General features: G+C 68.8%; 17 protein-coding genes and 5 pseudogenes. 8 read left to right on the top strand and 14 right to left on the bottom strand.

Annotated features, from left to right (window positions below):
- Positions 1-33: 33 nt before the first annotated feature.
- Positions 34-1047: an adenosine deaminase gene (gene add, locus ACSHXN_RS03025; protein ID WP_355140711.1), complete on the top strand. Its 1014-nt coding sequence runs from the start codon at positions 34-36 to the stop codon at positions 1045-1047.
- A 78-nt stretch (positions 1048-1125) separates the two neighbouring features.
- Positions 1126-1576 (top strand): annotated as a pseudogene (locus tag ACSHXN_RS03020) (integrase); the annotation flags it as partial.
- 365 nt (positions 1577-1941) lie between these two features.
- Here ACSHXN_RS03020 and ACSHXN_RS03015 read toward each other — a convergent pair.
- The 4 genes from ACSHXN_RS03015 to ACSHXN_RS03000 form a co-directional block, all read right to left on the bottom strand.
- Entirely contained in the window at positions 1942-2892 is a 951-nt protein-coding gene (locus ACSHXN_RS03015) for a hypothetical protein (protein ID WP_356296243.1), read from the bottom strand.
- A complete protein-coding gene (locus tag ACSHXN_RS03010) occupies positions 2889-3599 on the bottom strand; it encodes a hypothetical protein (protein ID WP_438302583.1) in 711 nt (236 codons plus the stop codon). Before ACSHXN_RS03010 ends, ACSHXN_RS03015 begins: the two co-directional genes overlap by 4 nt.
- Positions 3600-3823: 224 nt before the next feature.
- Entirely contained in the window at positions 3824-4006 is a 183-nt protein-coding gene (locus ACSHXN_RS03005) for a hypothetical protein (protein ID WP_438302582.1), read from the bottom strand.
- A 99-nt stretch (positions 4007-4105) separates the two neighbouring features.
- Positions 4106-4843 (bottom strand): hypothetical protein, encoded by a 738-nt coding sequence (locus tag ACSHXN_RS03000; RefSeq protein WP_438302581.1) that lies wholly within the window; start codon positions 4841-4843, stop codon positions 4106-4108.
- Positions 4844-4966: 123 nt separating this feature from the next.
- Between ACSHXN_RS03000 and ACSHXN_RS02995 the strand changes: the two genes are divergently transcribed.
- Positions 4967-6292 carry a helix-turn-helix domain-containing protein gene (locus tag ACSHXN_RS02995; RefSeq protein WP_438302580.1) on the top strand — a complete coding sequence of 442 codons (1326 nt, stop codon included), beginning with the start codon at positions 4967-4969 and terminating at the stop codon, positions 6290-6292.
- Positions 6293-6305: 13 nt separating this feature from the next.
- Here ACSHXN_RS02995 and ACSHXN_RS02990 read toward each other — a convergent pair whose 3' ends face one another.
- The 4 genes from ACSHXN_RS02990 to ACSHXN_RS02975 all read right to left on the bottom strand — a co-directional run bounded on the left by ACSHXN_RS02990 (position 6306) and on the right by ACSHXN_RS02975 (position 9454).
- Complete coding sequence (locus ACSHXN_RS02990; protein ID WP_438302579.1) at positions 6306-6839, bottom strand: NUDIX hydrolase; 534 nt, start codon at positions 6837-6839, stop codon at positions 6306-6308.
- A gap of 437 nt (positions 6840-7276) precedes the next feature.
- Complete coding sequence (locus ACSHXN_RS02985) at positions 7277-8518, bottom strand: RNA polymerase sigma factor (RefSeq protein ID WP_438302578.1); 1242 nt, start codon at positions 8516-8518, stop codon at positions 7277-7279.
- Positions 8515-8862: a YciI family protein gene (locus tag ACSHXN_RS02980; RefSeq protein ID WP_355140706.1), complete on the bottom strand. Its 348-nt coding sequence runs from the start codon at positions 8860-8862 to the stop codon at positions 8515-8517. Before ACSHXN_RS02980 ends, ACSHXN_RS02985 begins: the two co-directional genes overlap by 4 nt.
- Positions 8863-8962: 100 nt before the next feature.
- A complete protein-coding gene (locus ACSHXN_RS02975) occupies positions 8963-9454 on the bottom strand; it encodes a DinB family protein (RefSeq protein WP_355140705.1) in 492 nt (163 codons plus the stop codon).
- Positions 9455-9989: 535 nt separating this feature from the next.
- Here ACSHXN_RS02975 and ACSHXN_RS02970 point away from each other — a divergent pair.
- The 5 genes and pseudogenes from ACSHXN_RS02970 to ACSHXN_RS02950 all read left to right on the top strand — a co-directional run.
- On the top strand, positions 9990-10256 hold the full coding sequence (locus tag ACSHXN_RS02970; protein WP_438302577.1) for a hypothetical protein: 267 nt from the start codon (positions 9990-9992) through the stop codon (positions 10254-10256).
- A gap of 669 nt (positions 10257-10925) precedes the next feature.
- Positions 10926-11345, top strand: a pseudogene (locus ACSHXN_RS02965) (transposase); the annotation flags it as partial.
- 24 nt (positions 11346-11369) lie between these two features.
- Positions 11370-11752: pseudogene (locus ACSHXN_RS02960) on the top strand (transposase); the annotation flags it as partial.
- 228 nt (positions 11753-11980) lie between these two features.
- Entirely contained in the window at positions 11981-13243 is a 1263-nt protein-coding gene (locus ACSHXN_RS02955) for an MFS transporter (RefSeq protein WP_438302576.1), read from the top strand.
- Between the two features lie 81 nt (positions 13244-13324).
- Positions 13325-13531: pseudogene (locus ACSHXN_RS02950) on the top strand (IS701 family transposase); the annotation flags it as partial.
- Between the two features lie 163 nt (positions 13532-13694).
- On the opposite strand, the gene ACSHXN_RS02945 reads toward ACSHXN_RS02950, so the two are convergent.
- The 6 genes and pseudogenes from ACSHXN_RS02945 to ACSHXN_RS02920 form a co-directional block, all read right to left on the bottom strand.
- A complete protein-coding gene (locus ACSHXN_RS02945; protein WP_355140701.1) occupies positions 13695-14573 on the bottom strand; it encodes an ABC transporter substrate-binding protein in 879 nt (292 codons plus the stop codon).
- Positions 14574-14711: 138 nt separating this feature from the next.
- On the bottom strand, positions 14712-15467 hold the full coding sequence (locus ACSHXN_RS02940; RefSeq protein WP_355140700.1) for an SDR family NAD(P)-dependent oxidoreductase: 756 nt from the start codon (positions 15465-15467) through the stop codon (positions 14712-14714).
- Complete coding sequence (locus ACSHXN_RS02935; protein ID WP_355140699.1) at positions 15464-16144, bottom strand: TetR/AcrR family transcriptional regulator; 681 nt, start codon at positions 16142-16144, stop codon at positions 15464-15466. The genes ACSHXN_RS02940 and ACSHXN_RS02935 overlap by 4 nt, the downstream gene beginning before the upstream one ends.
- A 284-nt stretch (positions 16145-16428) precedes the next feature.
- A pseudogene (locus ACSHXN_RS02930) lies at positions 16429-17630 on the bottom strand (thiolase family protein).
- Positions 17627-18271 carry a CoA transferase subunit B gene (locus ACSHXN_RS02925; protein WP_438302575.1) on the bottom strand — a complete coding sequence of 215 codons (645 nt, stop codon included), beginning with the start codon at positions 18269-18271 and terminating at the stop codon, positions 17627-17629. Before ACSHXN_RS02925 ends, ACSHXN_RS02930 begins: the two are co-directional and overlap by 4 nt.
- A complete protein-coding gene (locus ACSHXN_RS02920) occupies positions 18271-19053 on the bottom strand; it encodes a CoA transferase subunit A (protein WP_438302574.1) in 783 nt (260 codons plus the stop codon). Before ACSHXN_RS02920 ends, ACSHXN_RS02925 begins: the two co-directional genes overlap by 1 nt.
- Positions 19054-19092 lie beyond the last annotated feature (39 nt).

Here is a 19092-nt window from a genome sequence, read left to right as displayed (position 1 = left end):
CGCGGACGCGGCCGGAAACGGAGGACTCACCAAGTGAACGGAGAACAAGTCCCGCCGGATCTGCTCTCACTTCCGAAGGCCGAACTGCATCTGCATCTGGAGGGCGCGCTGCGCCCCTCCACGGCGGCGGAGTTGGCCGATGCCTACGGCCGGCCGGCGCCGCCGGTCGGGCCGTTCGCCGGGCTCGGCGAGTTCGTGGGGGCCTACGAGCGCGCCCGCGACCTCGTCGGCAGCCTGGACGACCTGCACCGGATTGGCCGTGAACTGGTCGAGGACGCCGCAGCCCAGGGGGTGGTGTGGAGCGAGGTGTATCTGATCCCACCGACCTACGCCGGCCGGCTCGGCCCGGCGGAGGGGATCGTGGAAGCGGTCCTGGACGGCATGCGGGCCGGCGCGACCGAGGACAGCGCGGCGGGAGTGATCGTCGGGATCAACCGCGGGCTGCCGATGGCCGCGGCACGGGAGTCGCTCGACCTGGCCATCGCCTACCGGGAAGCAGGCGTGGTCGGACTCGGTCTGGCGGGTGACGAGGCCAACCATCCGCCCGAGCGTTTCACGGACCTGTTCCGCCAGGCCCGGGTGGCCGGGCTGCCCGCGGTGCCGCACGGTGGCGAGGGCGCGGGCCCGGCCAGCGTGCGGGCCTGCGTGGAGGCGCTGGGCGCCCACCGGATCAGCCACGGCGTGCGGGCCGCGGAGGATCCCCGGTTGTTGCGCGAGCTGGCCGAGCGGGGCGTGTGCCTGGACGTGTGCCCGACCTCCAACACCGCCTTGCAGGTCAGCCGTTCCCTGACCGACCACCCGCTGCCGGCCATCATGGCCGCGGGAGTGCCCGTGACGGTCAACAGTGACTGCCCGCTGTTCTGCGGTACCACCGTCCTCCAGGAGTACCAACGGGTGAGCGAATGGCTCGGTCTGGACGCGCCCGCTCTCGCCGACCTCGCGGAGACCTCCCTCCGTTTCAGCGCGTGTCCCGCTGCCCGACGCACGTCCGCACTGGCCCGGCTGGCCGACTGGCGTGCGCGGTCAGGAGCGCGCTCAGGTACGTGACGGCGCGTTGCGTGATCGGTCGTGCTGCTGCGTCTGGCCTACCTCGCCGCGACCAACACCTTCACGCTCCTGCGCCTGCTGACGACGAGCAACCGCTCGTGGGGGTATCGCCGCATCCACGGTGAACTCGCGGCGCTGGGCATCAAGGTCGCCGCCTCCACCGTCTGGGAGATCCTCCGAGAGCACGGCATCCCGCCCGCGCCGGAACGCCAGAGCACGACCGGCCGACTTCCTGCGCAGCCAGGCCCAGGCGCTGCTGGCGTGTGACCTGTTCGAGACCCGCACCCTGACCGGGGCGCGCCTGTACGTCTTCGCGGCCATCGAGCATGCCTCCCGGCGTGTCCGGATCCTGGGCGCCACCGCACACCCCACCGCGGACTGGATCGTGCAGCTCGGACGCAACCTCGTCGTGGACTTGGAGGACGCCGTCAGCAAGACCAGGTTCCTGATACGCGACCGGGACTCCAAGTTCACGGCAGCCTTCGACGCTGTGCTGACCGATGCAGGGTCGGCGGCTGCTCACAGCGGAGAACAGGGGGACCATCGCGCAGTATCGACGGGCCAAGCAGCGGGCGCTCACTGCTGCGGCCGAATGAGCGTTTTCTCTCCTGGCCCAGGCCAGGAGAGAAAGCCGAGCTGCGCAGCGTTTTACGGTCGCCGACATGCAGCCTGCTTGAGAAGCCAACTTTGTGCCGCCTGCAGGACCTCGTCCCGGTTGCGTGCCACGGTGCGTGGATCCTTGACGATCTCCACGTCTGGAGGGATCAGTGCGTCAATGCACGGCCCGTTCGGTCCGCGTCTGTGTCCGTACCGCTCATGTCGGCGGTGACGGGGTGCCCAGCCAGTAAAAAGGGCGTGGCCGCCGGTGGCGGCGGATTGCCCGGGTTCTGAGGCTCAGGACGGCACGAGTTCGAGGTGGACGGTGTTGTCGTATGGCACGACCAGCGTGCGCCCTCCAGGTGTTGTCCAGTGTGCGGGTACTAGGAAGAGGTGGTCGTTCGCCTGGACGAGCAGCCGCAGGCCTCGGTAGCGGTACTGGAGTTGACTTCCCGCGCTCGGCGTGAGCCGCGTGCCGCTGGCGCCGGCCGGGAGGTCACGCAGCGGTTCCTTGGTGTACAGGACGATCTCCGGGCGTCTTGGCAGGGAGTCGGCGTCGTCTAGTGCTCGGCCCAGCCCGTAGGCGGCGGCGAAACTGTTGGCGGTCCAGAAAGCGCTGGCGATGACGAGGAGGGTCGTCCAGGCGATCGCGTATCTGCACAGGCGTATGCAGGCCGTTGAGGCGAGCCAGTCCGCGACGGCTGAGCGCGTGGGAGGATCCGCGTCTTCGGGCGCGTTACGGAACCGTCGCCGGTCTCGGCGGATGGTGATCCGGCGCAACAGCCAGCTTCCGTAGGTGAGACCCACAGCACCGACACCGAGGCACAGGGGCGTGAGTGCGATCGTCTCGGTACGGGAGATGTGCGGTACCAGCATTCCCACGACGCCTCGGGCCAGCGCCAGGCAGCCGAGCAGCGTGACGAAGACCCCGATCCAGCCGGTGATGTCGTCCTTGGCCTCCGACACGAGCAGCAGGCGGACACCGGTGTGAACGGCGAGGGCCAGGAGCCCAACGATGGAGACCGCGATCAGGGGCGGGTACAGAGCCTCCACCCCATACAACATCATGTCCTGCAGTGACTGGTTCATCAGCGACAGGTAGACCCCGAAGTACCGGAACCGCGCTGTCGTCGCCACGTAGCCGAAGTAGAACAACAGCGAGGTCACGACCGTCGCCGGTCCCAGTACGTTGATGACAGCACGCGTCCGCTCCAAGAACTGGCCGCCCGGCGACATGGTGGCGGTCATGTTCCGCTGTCCGTGGGGCCGGTGGTCTCGACGGCAGGTGATTTGTCGACGGGAGAAGACTGGCCACCGGAAGACGACGGATCGATCGTCGAAGGCGAGGGGGTGGAGTCATCCGGGGTGGCCGCGAAGAAGGTTATGACCTGAGTCGTGGTCACCTGCGCCACGATGGGGTGCTGCGGTGAGGGCGCGTGGGGCGCGAGTTCAAGGCTGTTGCAGGGCCACCCCGAGTGAGAGGTGCAGGTGGCTTCAGCCTTGACGTAGACCGTGGCCCGGCCAGGCCCGGGCGCCTTCACCTGGGCGGCCATGAGGCAGCCGGTCCCGGGGGCAAGTACTTTGCCCTCACAGCCCTGGGACAACGGGATACCGACGAGACTGCTGGCATCGTCCGCACCGTCGCAGCCGCTGATCAGCGGCTGCACGTTGTCGGTGTCGAGCAGTCCGACCTCCACAATCTTCAACGGCACGCTGTGCGACGGATTGCCCGGTGCGAAGCAGCCCGTCGGCGCGTTGAAATCCGGGAAGTTTTCAATGGGGTAGTCGTTGGTGAACGTTGCGCCACCGATACGGATCGCGCCCGATCGTTGCCCGCCGGTCCCGCCGGTCCCGCCGGTCCCGCCGGTCCCGCTGGATGTCGGTGATCCGTTTGTGCTGGTCCCGCTGGATGTCGCTGATGCTTCTGTGCCGGCCCCGCTGGACGTTCCGGACAAGCCCTGTCCCTGCCCACTCGAGGCCCCGGCGTCACTCTGCCCCCCCGACACCAGTCCCGACCCAGCCGCATCCGGCCGGCCCTCGCCACCGGAGGAAGCGTCGCCACCACTGGCTGCCGTACGCACGATGACGAACACCCCCAACAGCAAAAGAACCCCCGCTAGAGCTGCCAGCGCCACGTGTATGCGAATCGAACCTGATCCCGTCATGCGACGGCCCCCCTTTACCCCCGTGTCCCGTCGTGCCCCGATCCCGTCCGTATCTGGTCGAGGATCTGGATGAGTTCCATCCAGCCGCTGGACTCCTCCTCGCCGTCCACGGTGACGACGCGGCCCGACACTGGGTCCGCGTCGGACGCGAAGTCGACGATCGCGCGGCGTGAGCCGCCGACGGCATGGGAATCCATAGCGACAGGATGTGGCACCTGCCGAGAGGACACAACGTGGTGGCTACCGAAGTCTTTTCCGGCAGCCGTCGGGTCGGCGGGGCGGGAGCCGGATGACTCTCATGGAGCGGGGGCGCGAACTGCGCCGCATCGACGAGCTGTTGGCCCGGGCCCGAGTGGGGGAAGGCGCAACCCTCTCGTCGAGGGAACGGCCGGCATCGGAAAGACGGCCCTGGTAGCCGCGGCCCGCGACCGGGCCTCCCGGCAGGGAGTGACCCCGCTGGCCGCGCGCGGCGGCGAGCTGGAGCGAGATTCCGCGTTTTCGGCGGTGGGGTTGGTCAGTTCGCCGCCCTCTTCGGCCAGGTGCACCGATCTGGCGTGCCTGAGGGTGTCGGCCAGGACCTCACGCGCCCGCGAGGCGGCCGGGGTGCCGCTCCTCATGCGGCTCAGCCGGTGTTCCGCCGCTGCGAGCAAGGCTGGCAGATAGCTGTTTAGCTCGGCGGCAACGGCCCGGGCCGGACTGGATGTGGGGTCTGTGGTGGCGAGTTGCTCCGCCCGATGTGCTGCGCCGATCACCTTGGCGATGTCCACCGGCTCGCAGGTGTCCCCGGTGTGCTGGGCGTGAGAGCGTTCGGTGGTGACCGCCGTCGCCTCTCGTCCCCGGTGGGGATGGAGGCGATCGTGTTGCGCGCTGCTCTCGGCGTTGGGCTCCAGAGCGTCGGTGTGCACGGCCGGGAGGACGCCGGGCCGCTCGACCGTGTAGGCCGGGGCCTGCATCCCTTCACGGTGAGCGCGCACCGGTCCCGTACCGCCGGGCGACACCTCGTCGGCAGCAGCAGTCATCTGTTCGTTCGCCATGCTCAGAGCTTTGCGATCGCGGGATCCTGGCAGAAAGGTCCGACTGGGTACCCAACGTGGGTAACCTCACCCCTAAGTGACAGTAAGCGACGTTGGGTAGCCTTCAGCCATGGGAGCATTGCCATGACCGAGCCGTCCCGACCGCCGGAGCTCCCGGCCAGGTTGCTCACCGACCCGGAGATGCTCGACGCATGCCGTGTCCGTGATTTCGCGCGCGTATTCCGCCTGATCAAGGTCTACGCGGGGATCTACCCCTCGATGATCGCCCGGCGGTGTGACCTGACGCCCAGCCGGGTCGGCGAAGTGATGGCAGGCAGGCGTCAGTTGGTGCACATCGATGTCATCGAGCGAGTGGCTGACGGACTGCGGATCCCCGGCCACATGCTCGGGCTGGCACGACGTTCCTGGGAGACACCCGTGGCTCTGGCCACGGCTGAGCGTGAACCGTCTGCTGCGCAAGAGCCGGTACTCGAGTCCGAAGCTTCAGCCGTCCTCCCGGGGGCGGAGGTGGAGAGCTTTCTCGCGCAGGCCACCCGCACCAGCCCAAGCCCCTCCACTCTCCGCGCGCTGCGCGCTTCGATCGAGGATTACTGGCGTCGAGACGACCAGCATGGCGGCGAAGCGTTACGGCCGACGGTGGTCGGCCAACTCCGCTACGTCATCGGCCTTTTGAAAGAGACCCGCTCGGAGCCTGTCCAGAAGGAGCTGTACGCGGTGGCAGCCGAGTTGGCACGCCTCACGGGCTGGACGCATTTCGACGCCCGACAGTACAGCCAGGCCCGTTCGTACTTCGGTGAGGCCCTGCAGTTGGCCAAACAGATCAACGACCGGCAGTTCATGGCCAACGTGCTGGGGTGCATGAGCCTGCAGGCCACCTACCAGGACAAACCGGCAGACGCCCTCGCCTACGTCAGCGCCGCCCAGGACGAGGCCCAGACAACGCCAGGGACCACCCCACGCGTACGGTCGATGCTGGCCATGCGGGAAGCGTTCGCCCAAGCCGCGCTCGGCAACCGGACCGCCACGCATGCCGCGATCACCGAGGCGCACCACCAGTTCGAGCGCATCCAGCCGGGCGACGCCGATCCGCCCTGGGTGGCCTACTTCGACGAGCCCAAACTGATCGTGGACACAGGCATCGCACACGGACGCCTCGGCGAGGCAGCCACAGCCGAGCCGCTGATCGCCGACGCCCTCCGCAGGGAGAACAGCACCAACCAACGAGGCCACGCATTCCACGCGTTCTGGCTGGCCCGCACCCAACTTCAGCAAGGAAAGCTGGACCAGGCCTGCCGTACCGCCACACAAGCCCTGGACAAGGCTTCAACCGTCGCATCCCAGCGAGTGACGGGCCACCTCCGAGAGTTCTACGACCAGTTGGAGCCGCACAGAAGAGAACCCGCAGCTGCCGTGTTCGAAGCGCGCCTGCGAGAACTGCTCACCGTGTGAGGCGAACGGCACCTCAGCGGATCGCCTCGTCCATGAGCACATACAACAGCCCGACGAGCGACCCACTGCTCACGATCTCTCGGCGGTCGATCATGCCCCGCACGTCAGCCAGCGGGATCCACTCGACCCGATCCGACTCGTTCTTCTCCGTCGGCTCACCGACGTACGTCGCCCCGTCGGCGAGAAAGAGGTGATGCTGCGAGTCCGTGATCCCGTTGGCCGGCTCGGCGTAGATCAACGGCTTGAGCGGCCCCGGACGCCAGCCCGTCTCCTCAAGAACCTCCCGAGACGCGGCCTGTTCAGGGCTCTCCCCGTCCTCGATCAGCCCCATCGGCAGCTCCCACGCCCACGCATCCGTGATGAAGCGATGCCGCCACATCATCAGCACCTCACGGCGATCATTCACCACGGCGGCCACAGCCAGATGCCGCAGGCGCACCACATGGTGCTCCCAACGGCGTCCGTCCGGCTGCTGGACGTCGACCAGACACAGGTTCACCCAGTGATTCGTATAGATCTGCCGTTCGCCATGGGTCTTCCACTGCATGAACGCGGCCCCTTTCGTCTCCTGGCTCCAGGATCGCAGAGCAACTGGAGCATCGGGCCGATGCGCCGAACGCTGTTGCCAGCGCAGAGCACCTCGTTCGACGGGTGGCGGTGGCAGGGGGAGCTCGGCGATGGCCGGTCCGCAGCGGCCGGGGCTGCTGCGGGGTGTGGTGGCGAGCCACGCCATGCCGGCCATCGTGCGACATCCGTTCCGCAAGGGACCAACAACCCATAACCGGATGCCGCGTCTATAGGGGCGGTGGGCTGAGACGGCCACCCGCCGGTTGTATTACCTGGTTTTGCGTTGCGCGGCTTGCTCGAGGATGCGCCGGCGGGTCCACCGGCGGCGGCCGCCCTTCTCGGACGTGGCGTCCACGGTCTTCAGCATCGGCCAGCTCGTCCTCGCTCACTGACCGCCGACCCCTTGGAGTTGATTATCTAGAGGTGACGAACTACTCCGCTGCTGGTCGGCAGTGACGCGAGCCGTCGGCGTAGGAAGCGGGCTTCGGGTCCGTCCTCGGCCACCAGTTGCAGCGCATCCTCGTACGCGGCCCTGGCCGCCTCGGTGCGGCCGACGCGGCGCAGAAAGTCCGCGCGGGCGGCCGGAAGCAGGTAGTAGCCGGCCAACACGTCGGTGTCCAGCGCATCGAGCGCGTTGAGCCCGACCGCGAAGCCGTCGCGGAAGCCCACCGCCACCGCCCGGTTGAGCGCGGCCACCGGGGAGGGCTGGGCGGCGAGCAGCGCGTCGTACAGCGGCACGATCGCATGCCAGGGCGTCGCCTGCGCGGACGGCGCGGACGCGTGGCAGGCCGCGATCCGCGCCTGCAGCCGGTACGGGCCCGGCGGACGGCCGGAGCGTGTCGCGCGGCGCAGTTCGCGGTGCGCCTCGGCGGTCAGCACCGGATCCCAGCGGGACCGGTCCTGCTCCTCCATAGACACCAAATCACCTGCGGCGTCGAACCGGGTGGCGCGGCGGGCCTGCTGGAACATGATCAGGGCCAGCAGGCCGCGTGCCTCGTCGGCGGACGGCATCAGGTCGACCAGCAGCCGCGTCAGGCGCAGCGCTTCGTCCGCAAGGCGGCCTTCGAGCTGTCCGTAGCCGGCATTGAAGACGAGGTAGAGGACGGCGAGCACCCCGTCGGTGCGCTCGGCCAGCAGCTCGTCCGTCGGCACCCGGTACGGGATCGCGGCATGGCTGATCTTGCGCCTGGTGCGCAGCAGCCGCTGGGACATGGTGCTCTTGGAGACCAGGAAGGCGTCGGCGATCTGCGCGGTGCTGAGCCCGGCCACGGTCTTCAAGGTCAGCGCCACCCGGCCGTCCAGCGGCAGCGCCGGATGGCAGCAGGTGAAGATCAGGCTCAGCCGGTCGTCGCGGTCCGTAGCGGTCTGCGCCGCCTCGTCCAGCAACGCCCGCTCGGCCAGTTTGGCCTGCTCCGTGCGGCGACGGCGCAGCACGTCGAGCGCCCGGTTGCGGGCCGCGGTGGTCAGCCAGGCCGCGGGAGAGCGCGGCAGGCCGGCCTCGGGCCAGTGCCTCAGCGCCTTCTCCACCGCGTCCTGCACACAGTCCTCGGCCAGCTCCCAGTCGCCCGTCAGGCGGATGAGCGTTGCGACCATGCTGGCTCGCTCCGCGGCGACGGCCGAGGCCGCCGCCGAAGACGCCCCGGCCGCCGCCGCCGTCACGCGTGCTCGCCCGGCCAGAACGGGCGCAGTTCGAGCTTGCCGCCGCTGGCCATCGGGTGCCGCGCCGCGATCGCGATGGCCTCGTCCAGATCCTCGCACTCCAGGATGTCGAAGCCGCAGATCCACTCCTTGGACTCGGTGAACGGGCCGTCAGTGACCAGCACCTGGCCGCGGCTGACTCGTACCGTCGTGGCATCGCTGAGCGGCCGCAGCCGCTCCCCGATGATCCGCTTGCCGCGGCCGTCGACATCGGCCAGCCACTCCTCGATGGTCAGGTCGCCGGGCGCGGGCTCGGCCTCAGCGGCGGCGTCCGGATCGGCGACGACGAACATCATGTACCTCATGCGTGGGGTTCCTCCCTGCTCAACGGTGTGCACGACCATACGACGAACGGGGCGGCCCCGGATCCGACACTGCGCCGGGCGCAATTCCAAGATCGCCGCTTCACTGCACCACCCACTGCCGGCCGTCCAGCAGCTCGCGCACCGCGTCAAGGTGCCCGGCGTGGACGGACGTCTCGACGAGGACGTGCGCCACGACGGACCGCACGTCAGGGAAGTCCATCCCCCAGCGGGCCCAGACGGGGTCCGGCTGCTTGGGCGGCGCGTCCAGGTCCGTCGCCGCGAGGACAGCGTCGGCACGGCGGATCTCCTCGCGGTAGAGCGTGAAGACGTCCTCGGTGCTCTCGTCCGCGCCGACGCGCCAGTCGCCGCCCTTCTCGGCCGGCAGGATGTCCCGCGGCTCGCCGCCCACCACGCAGCGGAACCAGTACCGCTCGTCGGACAGCGTCAGATGCCTGACCAGCGCCAAGCAGTTCCAGCCCGAAGGCAGCACCGGGCGGCGCAGCTGCTCCTTCGTCAGCCCCTCCAAGATCCCCAGCACATGCCCGCGCTGTCCCGCCAACTGCCCGAGCAGCACCTCGGCTTCCCGCCCCATCCCGGATCTCCTTCTGTCGCAATCTTCGATCTTCTTGCCCCTGCGACGAACGGGACAGCGCGGAATCCGACAGCCGACGGCTCCCTGCCCTCGGAAGGGTGGCAGTCGCGGGCGGTCGGCCGGTCAGGTACCCGCGCGTCGGATGCTCATGGTGCGTCCCGTTCGGGTTGTCACTTGGCGTAATCGTCCGTGCGCCGGCCTGCGAGCGGTCAGCGCACGACGTCGACGGCGTTGCCCACCTCGCGGCTGGAGTGTGCAGTTCCCCGCGAGGTGCCAGTCGACGCTGCCCCAACCTCCCACCCTTCGGGCTGTAACGATTCTCTGTGGCCGGGGCCGGGTTGTACGGCCGCGAGTGGCGTTGCGGGGCGCGGTGATCTTGTGTGTGAGCGCTCCGGTGAGACTGAGGGCTTGGGCCCGCAGCAGGCGACGGTGGCCGAGGTGTGCAGCGACGATGTGGTCGCCGCCAGCCCGGTTCAGCGGCCGTCTTTCGAGTGGGTCATGCAGGCTGTCGGTGGCGGCTGCGACGCTGTCCGTCATGGACGAGTTGGAGTTCCTGCGCGGCCGTGTCTACGGGGCCGACCATGACGATGCCGGACCGCGGCAGGGGCGCACCTACGTGGAGTTGGTGGCAGGCCCGCTGGATGGTCTGTTCCTGGACGTCACGGACTGGCCCGACCACGCTCGAGCCCAAGACGTCGCCCTTCATACGGAGATAGGCCGGTACGGGTCGGGCGGCCGCGCCCTGTACTCCCTGAGAGCGGTGGACCGGCGCCGGTTCGACTGGCGCGAGGACATCCCCTGACCGTCGCCGTGGCCGACCCGACCGCAGGTGCGGCCATGCCTGGTCAGCGCCCTGAAGCACGGATGGCGCACGTGGCCGCGATGCGCAATCGCTGACCGCGTGTGTGCAGTCTCGGCATGGTGCGGCCCGGCTGGCACGCGATGCGCAGGCGCCCGGGAGCTGCGTGGTCCGGCCCGGCGGGCTGCGCAATGGACGTCGGTTTCCCTGAAGCGGGGTGTGTGCATGGACACGGTGACGCTGCGCATGCCGGCTCGGCTCGGCCCCGAGTGGCGGGCTCACGGGTGGGCATGCGCTAGGACTGATCTTGAGCAGGCCGCCGCAACTTCTGGTGGCCGGCTGTGCGTTGGTGGTCCGGGAATAGATGTTCCGCTTCCTGCGGTCAGATGCCAGTGCAAGGCCCGCCCGGCACCTTATGCGAACCCCCCGTCCCCTGCCGAGGGGGTGAGGTTTTCGCGTTGCGGCGTGGGGCTGCGGCGACGTGCATCCTGTGCGTCGGCTGCGCCGCCCCTGCGGTGGAGGTGTCTGCACACGGGCGATGGCCAGTTCCGCGAGTTGGTCGGCTTCGTGGGGGAGAGGTGGCTGGCCTCCCCATACCGGGCCAGCTGTCGATGCCCGGCACTGGCCAAGGCTCTGACGCGATCAGCGGGCACGGCCGGAGACTGATGATCAAGGCCGGGCCGGCCAACCCGGCTCATCTTCCGGATGCTGGTGCACCACGGCCGCAAGGGCGAACGGAAAGGGTTCCGGGAGAAGGACTTCGCCGCGTTGATGGACGCGGCTCACCAGCAGCTTGGCGGGCCCGTCGTACTGGTGTGGGACAACTACACCCATCACGTCGACGCCGCGATGCGTGAGCTGATCGAGGCCCGGAGTTGGCTCACGGTCTTCCGTTTCCCCTCGTACACGCCCGACCTCAACCCCGCCGAAGGCGTGTGGGCCCACCTGAAGAACAGCCTGGGCAACCTGGCCCCATGCAGCCTCGACGAGCTTGCCGCACTGGCCCGCACCCGCCTGAAACGGATGCAGTACCAGCCCGGTCTACTCGACGGATTCATCGCCGAGACCGGAATCATCCCGGCCCCGCCATGACGTCACCCCGAACCGAAAATCGCAGTAGCCGCGCTCAGATCGATCCGCGCTGCCCGGCCCGACGGCGCCCCGATCTACGTGGTCATGGACAACCTGTCCGCGCACAAGGGCGCCGACATCCGCCGCTGGGCGAAGAAGAACAAGGTCGAGTTGTGCTTCACCCCGACCTATGCCTCCTGGGCCAACCCGATCGAGGCGCACTTCGGACCGCTGCGGCAGTTCACCATCGCCAACTCCCACTACCCCAACCACACCATGCAGACGCGGGCCTGCACGCCTACCTGCGCTGGCGCAATGCGAACGCCCGCCACCGCGACATCCTGGCCGCCGAACACAAGGAACGCGCCCGCATCCGCAGCGAGAAGGGCATCCGCTGGGGCGGACGCCTCCTCGCCGCCGCGGCCTGAACAGCCCGGCGTACCTATGCGGTCAGAAACCAGTCGCAAACTCGCCCGAACCATCGATACCGCTGCGGCACGGCGGCACAGGTCAAATCGGCCTGACCGAGCGGGTCCAGGTGGAGGCTTCGCTGAGGGAGCGGCCCGGCAGTGTGCGGCGGTGCTAGTGTCGATCTGATTCTCACCCGCCGTCCGGGCATCCTCGGATCACGGGGGGAACGCGACGGAGCGCGCACGATGACTGCCGAGGAACAGACCACGGCGCACGCGACACCAACGGCTGCCGACCCGGTCCGGGCCAGCTCGACCACATCAGAGGATCCAGACAGACCGGGAAACGCCGGACGGTGGCCAGCCACAGCCGTCTTCTTTCTCAACGGGCTCACGCTGTCGACGTATGTCGTCCGGCTGGGATCGCTCAAGGGCAAGCACCATCTGAGCGACGGGCAACTCGGCCTCATCGGCATGGTCTTTGCCGTGGCGGCCCTCGCCTGCATGCAGGGCGTGGGCCCTCTGACGGCGCGGGTCGGGACGCGGCCGGTGCTGCGCATCTCGCTCGTCGTCATGCCCGTGCTGCTGGCGCTGGTCGGCCTCGTGGGCGGAGTCGTCGAACTCGTGGTGGTCATCACGGCGCTCGGTGCCGTGCACGGCACCACCGACACAGCCATGAACACCCACGCCGTCACCGTCGAACGGCGCCTCGGACGTCCCATGCTCAACGGCTGCCACGCTGCCTGGAGTATCAGCGCGGTCGTGGCCTCACTCGCCACGGCCGTCCTGGAGCGTGCGGGTGTCTCGTGCGCCACGCATCTCGCCGCAGCCGCCACCGCGCTCCTGGCGGGGGGCCTGCTGCTGGGACGGCTCCTGACGGAGACCGGCACGCGGGGCCGCGCCCCCACGTCCTCGCCCGCACAGCGCCGGCGGGGCCGACGCCGACGGGGAGGCTGGAGCCGCCAGGACGTGGCACTCGGACTGACCGGCACCGCCCTGATGGTCTGTGAAGGCGCCGCCCTCGGCTGGAGCGCGATCTTCCTGCACGACTCCCGGGGCGCGTCGCTCGGTCTCGCGACGACGGCGGTGACCGCCTACACCGGCGCTCAGGCGGTCGGCCGGGGGATCGGCGACCGCTTGGCCCTCCGTTACGCCGCCCCGGCCCTGTTCCGCACCGGCGGCCTCGTCGCGGCCTGCGGCCTGGCGATGGCGCTGCTTTCGCCGAACCCGGTCACGGCCATCGGTGGGTTCGCCGTCGCGGGCGCGGGTGCATCGGTCCTGATCCCGCTGGCCTACAGCGCGGTCGGGCAGGCGAAGGCGGACAGCCCGGAAGCCGCGACGCTGATCTCCCGATTCACTACCTTCACCTACGCGGGGACCCTGTTCGGCCCCGCCGTGATCGGCTGGGCCGCTGAGTTCGCCGGCCTGACCTGGACGCTCGCCGCGCTGATCCCCGTGCTATGCGCTGTCGCACTCCTGAGCCCACTGCCTGCCCGACCACAGCACTGACCGCTGCAAGAGCTCCCCCGCCACCTCACGCCGGACGCCTGACCTGGGACTTCCTGAACTCGCACTATCCCAACCACAACCGAGGAGTGCTTCCAGACCGCGAAGGGTGAGTGCGGCCTCGATGACTACCAGGTCCGCCGCTATGACGGCTGGCACCGCCACATGACTCTCGCCATGGCCGCCCACGCCTGCCTGACCGTTCTGCGGGCCCGCGAGCTGGATGTTGGGAAAGCAGAAACGGATCCTCCGGCCTCGTTCCGCTCAGCCTCCCCGAGCTCAGACGCCTGATCGCCCGCCTCACCCACCGCAGACCAGTCCCCATCGACCATGTCCTGCACTGGTCACACTGGCGACGCCGACGACAACACCAAGCCCGTGTCAGCCACTACAGACGACGCGGCCACACACCACCCGAAACTGCCCACCCGTCACGGCAAAGACCGTTGCAGTACTAAGTCGTGGCGCTTGCAGTGCGGTAGAACTCGTCTGCGGTGATGGTGGCAGGGACGCCGAGTTCTGCGGCGACTGCGGTTATCGCGGCGGCGCCGACCGCAAGGTCGGCTTGGCCGTCGGTGGTGAAATACGGTGCGATGAAAGTCTCGTAGTGGGCCCGGGCTTCGTCTTCGGTGTGTCCGCCGAGAAATGTCTGTATGTGCCGCACCGAGGTGTCGGGGTCGTCGCAGATCACCTGGAGGGCACGCCGGTGTGCTCGGAGCACGGCCTGGACCGCGGGGTCATCGGGGTGGATGTAAGTGGGGTCGACGGCCAAGCCCACGGTGGGGATCTGAAAATGGTCGCCGACCCAGGCCAGCACCTGCCAGCCGTGCTCGGCGGCTACCGCCTCCGGCGCCATGGTGCTGCCGACCAATGCCGCGTCGATCTCGCCGTTGAGCAGCCGCCGCAGATCCATGCCGTAATCGCCGGGGGTGCGGACGATGGTGTGGATATCACGGTCCGGGTCGAGGCCTGCCTTGCGCAGCACGATGCGGGTGAAGCACCCGGGTGCGGTATGGGGGGCGTGTACGGCCAGCCGTCGTCCGGCCAAGTCGGCCAGGGAGGTCAGGCCGGGGCGGGCGATGAACCAGAACAGTGGGTGGTGCGTGTTGACGTTGAGTGCGACCCAGGGGGTGTCATCGGTCAGCCGGGAGAGCAGTGCCCGGCCGAGCCCGATGGTGGCACCGCGGCGCAGCCGTTCCTCGTCCCAGGTGCAGCCGTCGCGCAGTGCGACGTGGACGCCCTCGTCGGCGTAGTAGTCCTCCTGGTCGGCTATGTAGGCGGCCAGTTCTTCGTGCAGGCCGCGTCCGACGTAGGCGAGATCGATGGTGAGCATGTGATTGGCTTCCTTGGTCGTACCACTGCCGTGCGTCCGTGGTCGGTGCGGACGCCGCGGTCCATGGTGCTGAGGAGGGTGTGCCGATGTGTGGCGGATCGAAAGACTGTGGTGCCGGGCGCGGTGGTCAGCGACACATCAGTACATGGACATTCCACCGTTGACCGCGGCCGTGGTCCCGGTCATGAAGACGTTGTCCTCGCCGGCGTAGAAGGCGACCGCCTGGGCGACATCGTCCGGGTGCGCGAGGCGGCCGAGGGGGGTGGCGGCCACCTGCCGTTGCTTCTGTGCATCGTCGAACACGTCGTTCGCAATGCGGGACTCCACCGGACCGGGCGCGACGATGTTGACGGTGATGCCCTGTGGGCCGAGTTCCTGTGCGAGGTAGCGGGCGAACTGCTCCAGCGCGGCCTTGGCGGTGCCCAGTGCGATCATGCCCTCCCGTGGCCGGCGGCTGAGACCGGTACCGAGATAGATGATGCGGCCCCAGCCTTGTGCCGTCATTGCGGGCAGGACCGCTTTCGTGACCGCGAACGCCGAATGCATTTCGGCATCGAGCTTGCCGCTCAGCTCCTCCCACGTCATGTCTTGAAATGACTTGACCGCATATGGGATGAGCGCATTGTGTACGAGCACGTCGATGTCGCTCCATTCTGCCCGGACCTGCTCGACCATGTTGGCGATGGCCGCCACCTCGCGCACATCGGCCTGCACGGCCATGGCCCGGCCGCCTGCGGCCTCGATATCGGTCACAACCTCCTCGGCCGACTTGCTGTTGCGGAGGTAGTTGACCACCACGCGCATCCCGCGCGCGGCCAGGAGGCGCGCGGTGGCCGCGCCGATTCCGCTGCTGGCCCCTGTCACCAGTGCCACCCGGCCGGTCGACCCGGTCATGAGCCCTCCTTCTCCTCCTTGCGGGCCGTCGGAATGACCGCCCCGCGTTGGTCGTCGTCGGTGCCGGCACGATCTGTACGGATCGCCCCGTGGAGCACGGTGTCGACGGTCGCCCGGAGAAGATCCGCGGCGGTCCAGTCCAGCTCGTGGGGCAACTGCGAGGTGAGCAGCCGTTCCAAGGCGCCACGGGTGATTTCACTGAGCAGTTCCGGCGGCGTCGACAGCAGTCCCTGCCGGTGCCCGTCCCTGAACAGTTCGTCGAGGCGTTGAAAGACCACGGTGTCCGTGCGCTGCTCCACGTACCGGCGCAGTATCGCGTCTCCGCCTCGCCCGGCCGCGAGCTGAGCCGCTCCGATCCGCCCGAGCTCCGTGCCGGCCGCGATCAGGAACCGCTGGACTCGTACATGGAACGGCTGCCCTGCCGCGCTGTCGGTCGCCTCCACGAGCGTCCGCTCCACTGCCGTGAACTGCCGATCCAGCACCGCGGTCAGCAGGCTGCGCTTGTCGGGGAAGTGACGGTAGATCGTCTTCTTGCTCATACCGAGTTCACGGGCGAGTTCATCCATGCTCACTCGCGCGAGACCGGGTGCGAGGAACAGCCGACAGGCCGCCTCCACGATCTCATCGGCTCGCTTCCCGTCACGCTCGGAAACTGAGGCAACTGATCTAGTTTCCATAGTTTCCATGGTGTGCTGCTGCCCCCGTACTGTCAAGGCACCTTGCAGGCCCGGGGCCGTGTTGCTGAGTGGTTGGGGTGGGGCGACGGGAGACGACGGGGCATGGAGGCGTGTTTTCGCCCTGTGCAGACGAGAGTTGATCACGCACGCGTGCCGGCGATGGTGAGGCCCGCTCGCGGGACAGCGCACACCTCGACGATCACTCGTCCTGGCGGCGATCCGACGCCTAGCTCAGGACCATGCTCCGAGGAGCGGCATCGCGGTGTCCTGTCCCGGGAGCGGTGTCAGCGTTCGAGGACCAGCGCGGGTCCTTGGCCCACTCCGATGCAAAGGGTCGTGACACCGGTTCCGGAACCTTTGCGGGCCGACTGGTGGGCGACGGCGTCGGCGAGTCGGGCTCCGGAGGCGCCGAGGGGGTGCCCGAGCGCGATGGCGCCGCCGCGTGGATTGAGGATCGCCGGGTCGAATTCGGGCCATTCGGCCACACACCCGAGGACCTGCGCGGCGAAGGCCTCGTCCAACTCGAGCACGTCGAGATCGGCGTAGGTCCGGCCGGCCTTGGCCAGGACCCGATTGACGGCTTCGACCGGGGCGAGACCGAAGTAGTGCGGGTCGATCGCGGACACTCCAGTCGCGGAGACGCGGGCCGGCGGCTCGCGGCCGATGGCCTTCAGACCCCCCTCGTCGGCGAGGAGCAGGGCGGCGGCACCGTCGTTGAGCGGAGAGGTGTTGCCCGCGGTCACGGTGCCGCTCTCGGTGCGGAAAGCGGGCTTGAGACTCGCCATCGCCTCCACCGATGCATCCGGTCGTACACACTCGTCGGCGGTGAAGAGAAGTGGGTCGCCCTTGCGCTGTGGGACCGGTACGGGTGCGAGTTCAGTGTCGAACAGGCCCTCCGACTGCGCCTGCGCCGCCTTCCGGTGGGAGGCGAGGGCGAACGGGTCCTGCTGCTTCCGGCCGATCTTGCGCTTGTCAGCGTTGAGTTCGGCGGACTCGCCCAAGGGGATCGTCCACTGCGGCTCCATTTTCGGATTGACCATGCGCCAGCCCGGCGTGGTGGAGTACAGCTCGGCGTGGGTGGCCGGGAAGGGCCGGTCGTTCTTGGGCGGCGCATAGGGAGCACGGGTCATCGATTCCACACCACCGGCGATGGCGACGGAGGCGTCACCGACCCTGATGGCGCGGGTCGCCTGGATGACAGCATCCAGACCGGAGGCGCACAGCCGATTGGCCGTCACGCCCGGCACGGAGGTGGGCAGACCCGCCAGCAGCGTCGTCATGCGGCCGACGTTGCGGTTCTCCTCACCGGCGCCATTGGCGTTTCCGAAGTACACGTCCCCGGGGCGTATGGGGTCCAAACGGGAGCTTCGGGCGATCAGTTCGCGGATGGTGTGCGCGGCGAGGTCGTCGGGCCGTACGGAGCCAGAGCGCCGTTATGACGGCCGATCGGTGTGCGTACGGCGTCGACGATGTACACGAGCTTCACTTCAGGCCCTTCGCCACAGCCACTTCGGCGCCGGTCTTGGCGTTGATCTCGTCGATGCTCACGCCCGGGGCGGTTTCGGCGAGGAGGAGTCCGTCCTGGGTGATGTCGAGGACGGCGAGGTCGGTGATGACGCGGTTCACGCAGCGTTTGCCGGTCAGCGGCAGGGAGCACTGGTTGAGGATCTTCGGTGCGCCGTCCTTGGCGGTGTGGGTCATGACGACGATGACGGTGCGGGCTCCGTGGACGAGGTCCATCGCGCCGCCGATCCCGGTGACCAGCTTTCCGGGTATGGCCCAGTTGGCCAGGTCTCCGTGGGCGGAGACCTGCATGGCGCCCAGCACCGCGACGTCGATGTGGCCGCCGCGGATCATGCCGAAGGACAGTGCCGAGTCGAAGTAGGAGGCGCCGGGCAGGACTGTGACGGTCTCCTTTCCGGCGTTGATCAGGTCCGGGTCGACCTGGTCCTCGGTGGGGTAGGGGCCGGTGCCCAGGATGCCGTTCTCCGATTCCAGGACCACCTCCACTCCTCGGGGGAGGTGGTTGGGGATCAGGGTGGGCAGTCCGATGCCGAGGTTGACGTACTGACCGTCCCTGAGTTCCTGCGCGGCCCGGGCGGCCATCTCCTCGCGTGTCCAGGCCATCAGCCGTTCACCGTCCCCGGTGTCGAGGGCGCGGAGACCGTGCGCCGTTCCACCTTCTTGTCCAGGGCCTGTTCGGGGGTGAGGGCCACCACCCGCTGGACGAAGATGCCCGGCAGGTGCACCGCGTCCGGATCGATCGTGCCCGGTTCGACGAGTTCTTCGACCTCGGCGACGGTGACCCTGCCGGCTATGGCGGCCGGGGGGTTGAAGTTGCGGGCGGACCTGTTGAACACCAGGTTCCCGTGGCGGTCGCCGCGCGCTGCCCGTACCAGTGCGTAGTCCGTGCGGATCCCGCGTTCCAGTACGTACTCCACTCCGTCGAAGGCGCGCACTTCCTTGGGGGGTGAGGCCAGGGCGACGCCGCCGTTGCCGTCGTAGCGCCAGGGCAGTCCGCCGTCCGCGACCTGTGTGCCCACGCCTGCGGGGGTGTAGAAGGCGGGGATGCCCGCTCCGCCGGCCCGCATGCGTTCGGCGAGGGTGCCCTGCGGGATCAGCTCGACCTCCAGTTCCCCGGCGAGGTACTGGCGTGCGAACTCCTTGTTCGCCCCGATGTAGGAACCGGTGACCCGTGCGATCCGTCCGGCCGCCAGCAGTACCGCGAGACCCGAGTCCATGGCCCCGCAGTTGTTGGAGACGACCGACAGGCCGCCGACACCCCGCTCGAACAGCGCCCGGATCAGCACGTTCGGAACACCGCTCAACCCGAACCCGCCGACCGCCAGCGACGCACCGTCCGGCACATCGGCCACCGCCTCCAAGGCCGTGGCCACCACTTTATCCATCTCTTTTACTCTGCCTCTCGCCAATGCGGACCCATCGGA

This window comes from Streptomyces sp. HUAS TT11 (assembly GCF_051553595.1).
GTDB lineage: Bacteria > Actinomycetota > Actinomycetes > Streptomycetales > Streptomycetaceae > Streptomyces.
The sequence above is the reverse complement of the archived record's forward strand: the minus strand, read 5'-3'. Positions and strand labels throughout refer to the sequence as shown.

What these genes read in the sequence shown, in the direction of transcription:
- ACSHXN_RS02970 (WP_438302577.1), top strand. Translation starts at nt 9,990, where the DNA reads ATGGACGAGTTGGAGTTCCTGCGCGGCCGTGTCTACGGGGCCGACCAT.
- ACSHXN_RS02995 (WP_438302580.1), top strand. Translation starts at nt 4,967, where the DNA reads ATGACCGAGCCGTCCCGACCGCCGGAGCTCCCGGCCAGGTTGCTCACC.
- ACSHXN_RS02935 (WP_355140699.1), bottom strand. Translation starts at nt 16,144, where the DNA reads ATGGAAACTAGATCAGTTGCCTCAGTTTCCGAGCGTGACGGGAAGCGA.
- ACSHXN_RS02920 (WP_438302574.1), bottom strand. Translation starts at nt 19,053, where the DNA reads ATGGATAAAGTGGTGGCCACGGCCTTGGAGGCGGTGGCCGATGTGCCG.
- ACSHXN_RS02940 (WP_355140700.1), bottom strand. Translation starts at nt 15,467, where the DNA reads ATGACCGGGTCGACCGGCCGGGTGGCACTGGTGACAGGGGCCAGCAGC.
- ACSHXN_RS02990 (WP_438302579.1), bottom strand. Translation starts at nt 6,839, where the DNA reads ATGCAGTGGAAGACCCATGGCGAACGGCAGATCTATACGAATCACTGG.
- ACSHXN_RS03000 (WP_438302581.1), bottom strand. Translation starts at nt 4,843, where the DNA reads ATGGCGAACGAACAGATGACTGCTGCTGCCGACGAGGTGTCGCCCGGC.
- ACSHXN_RS02945 (WP_355140701.1), bottom strand. Translation starts at nt 14,573, where the DNA reads ATGCTCACCATCGATCTCGCCTACGTCGGACGCGGCCTGCACGAAGAA.
- ACSHXN_RS02975 (WP_355140705.1), bottom strand. Translation starts at nt 9,454, where the DNA reads ATGGGGCGGGAAGCCGAGGTGCTGCTCGGGCAGTTGGCGGGACAGCGC.
- ACSHXN_RS03005 (WP_438302582.1), bottom strand. Translation starts at nt 4,006, where the DNA reads ATGGATTCCCATGCCGTCGGCGGCTCACGCCGCGCGATCGTCGACTTC.
- ACSHXN_RS03015 (WP_356296243.1), bottom strand. Translation starts at nt 2,892, where the DNA reads ATGACCGCCACCATGTCGCCGGGCGGCCAGTTCTTGGAGCGGACGCGT.
- ACSHXN_RS02980 (WP_355140706.1), bottom strand. Translation starts at nt 8,862, where the DNA reads ATGAGGTACATGATGTTCGTCGTCGCCGATCCGGACGCCGCCGCTGAG.
- ACSHXN_RS02955 (WP_438302576.1), top strand. Translation starts at nt 11,981, where the DNA reads ATGACTGCCGAGGAACAGACCACGGCGCACGCGACACCAACGGCTGCC.
- ACSHXN_RS02925 (WP_438302575.1), bottom strand. Translation starts at nt 18,271, where the DNA reads ATGGCCTGGACACGCGAGGAGATGGCCGCCCGGGCCGCGCAGGAACTC.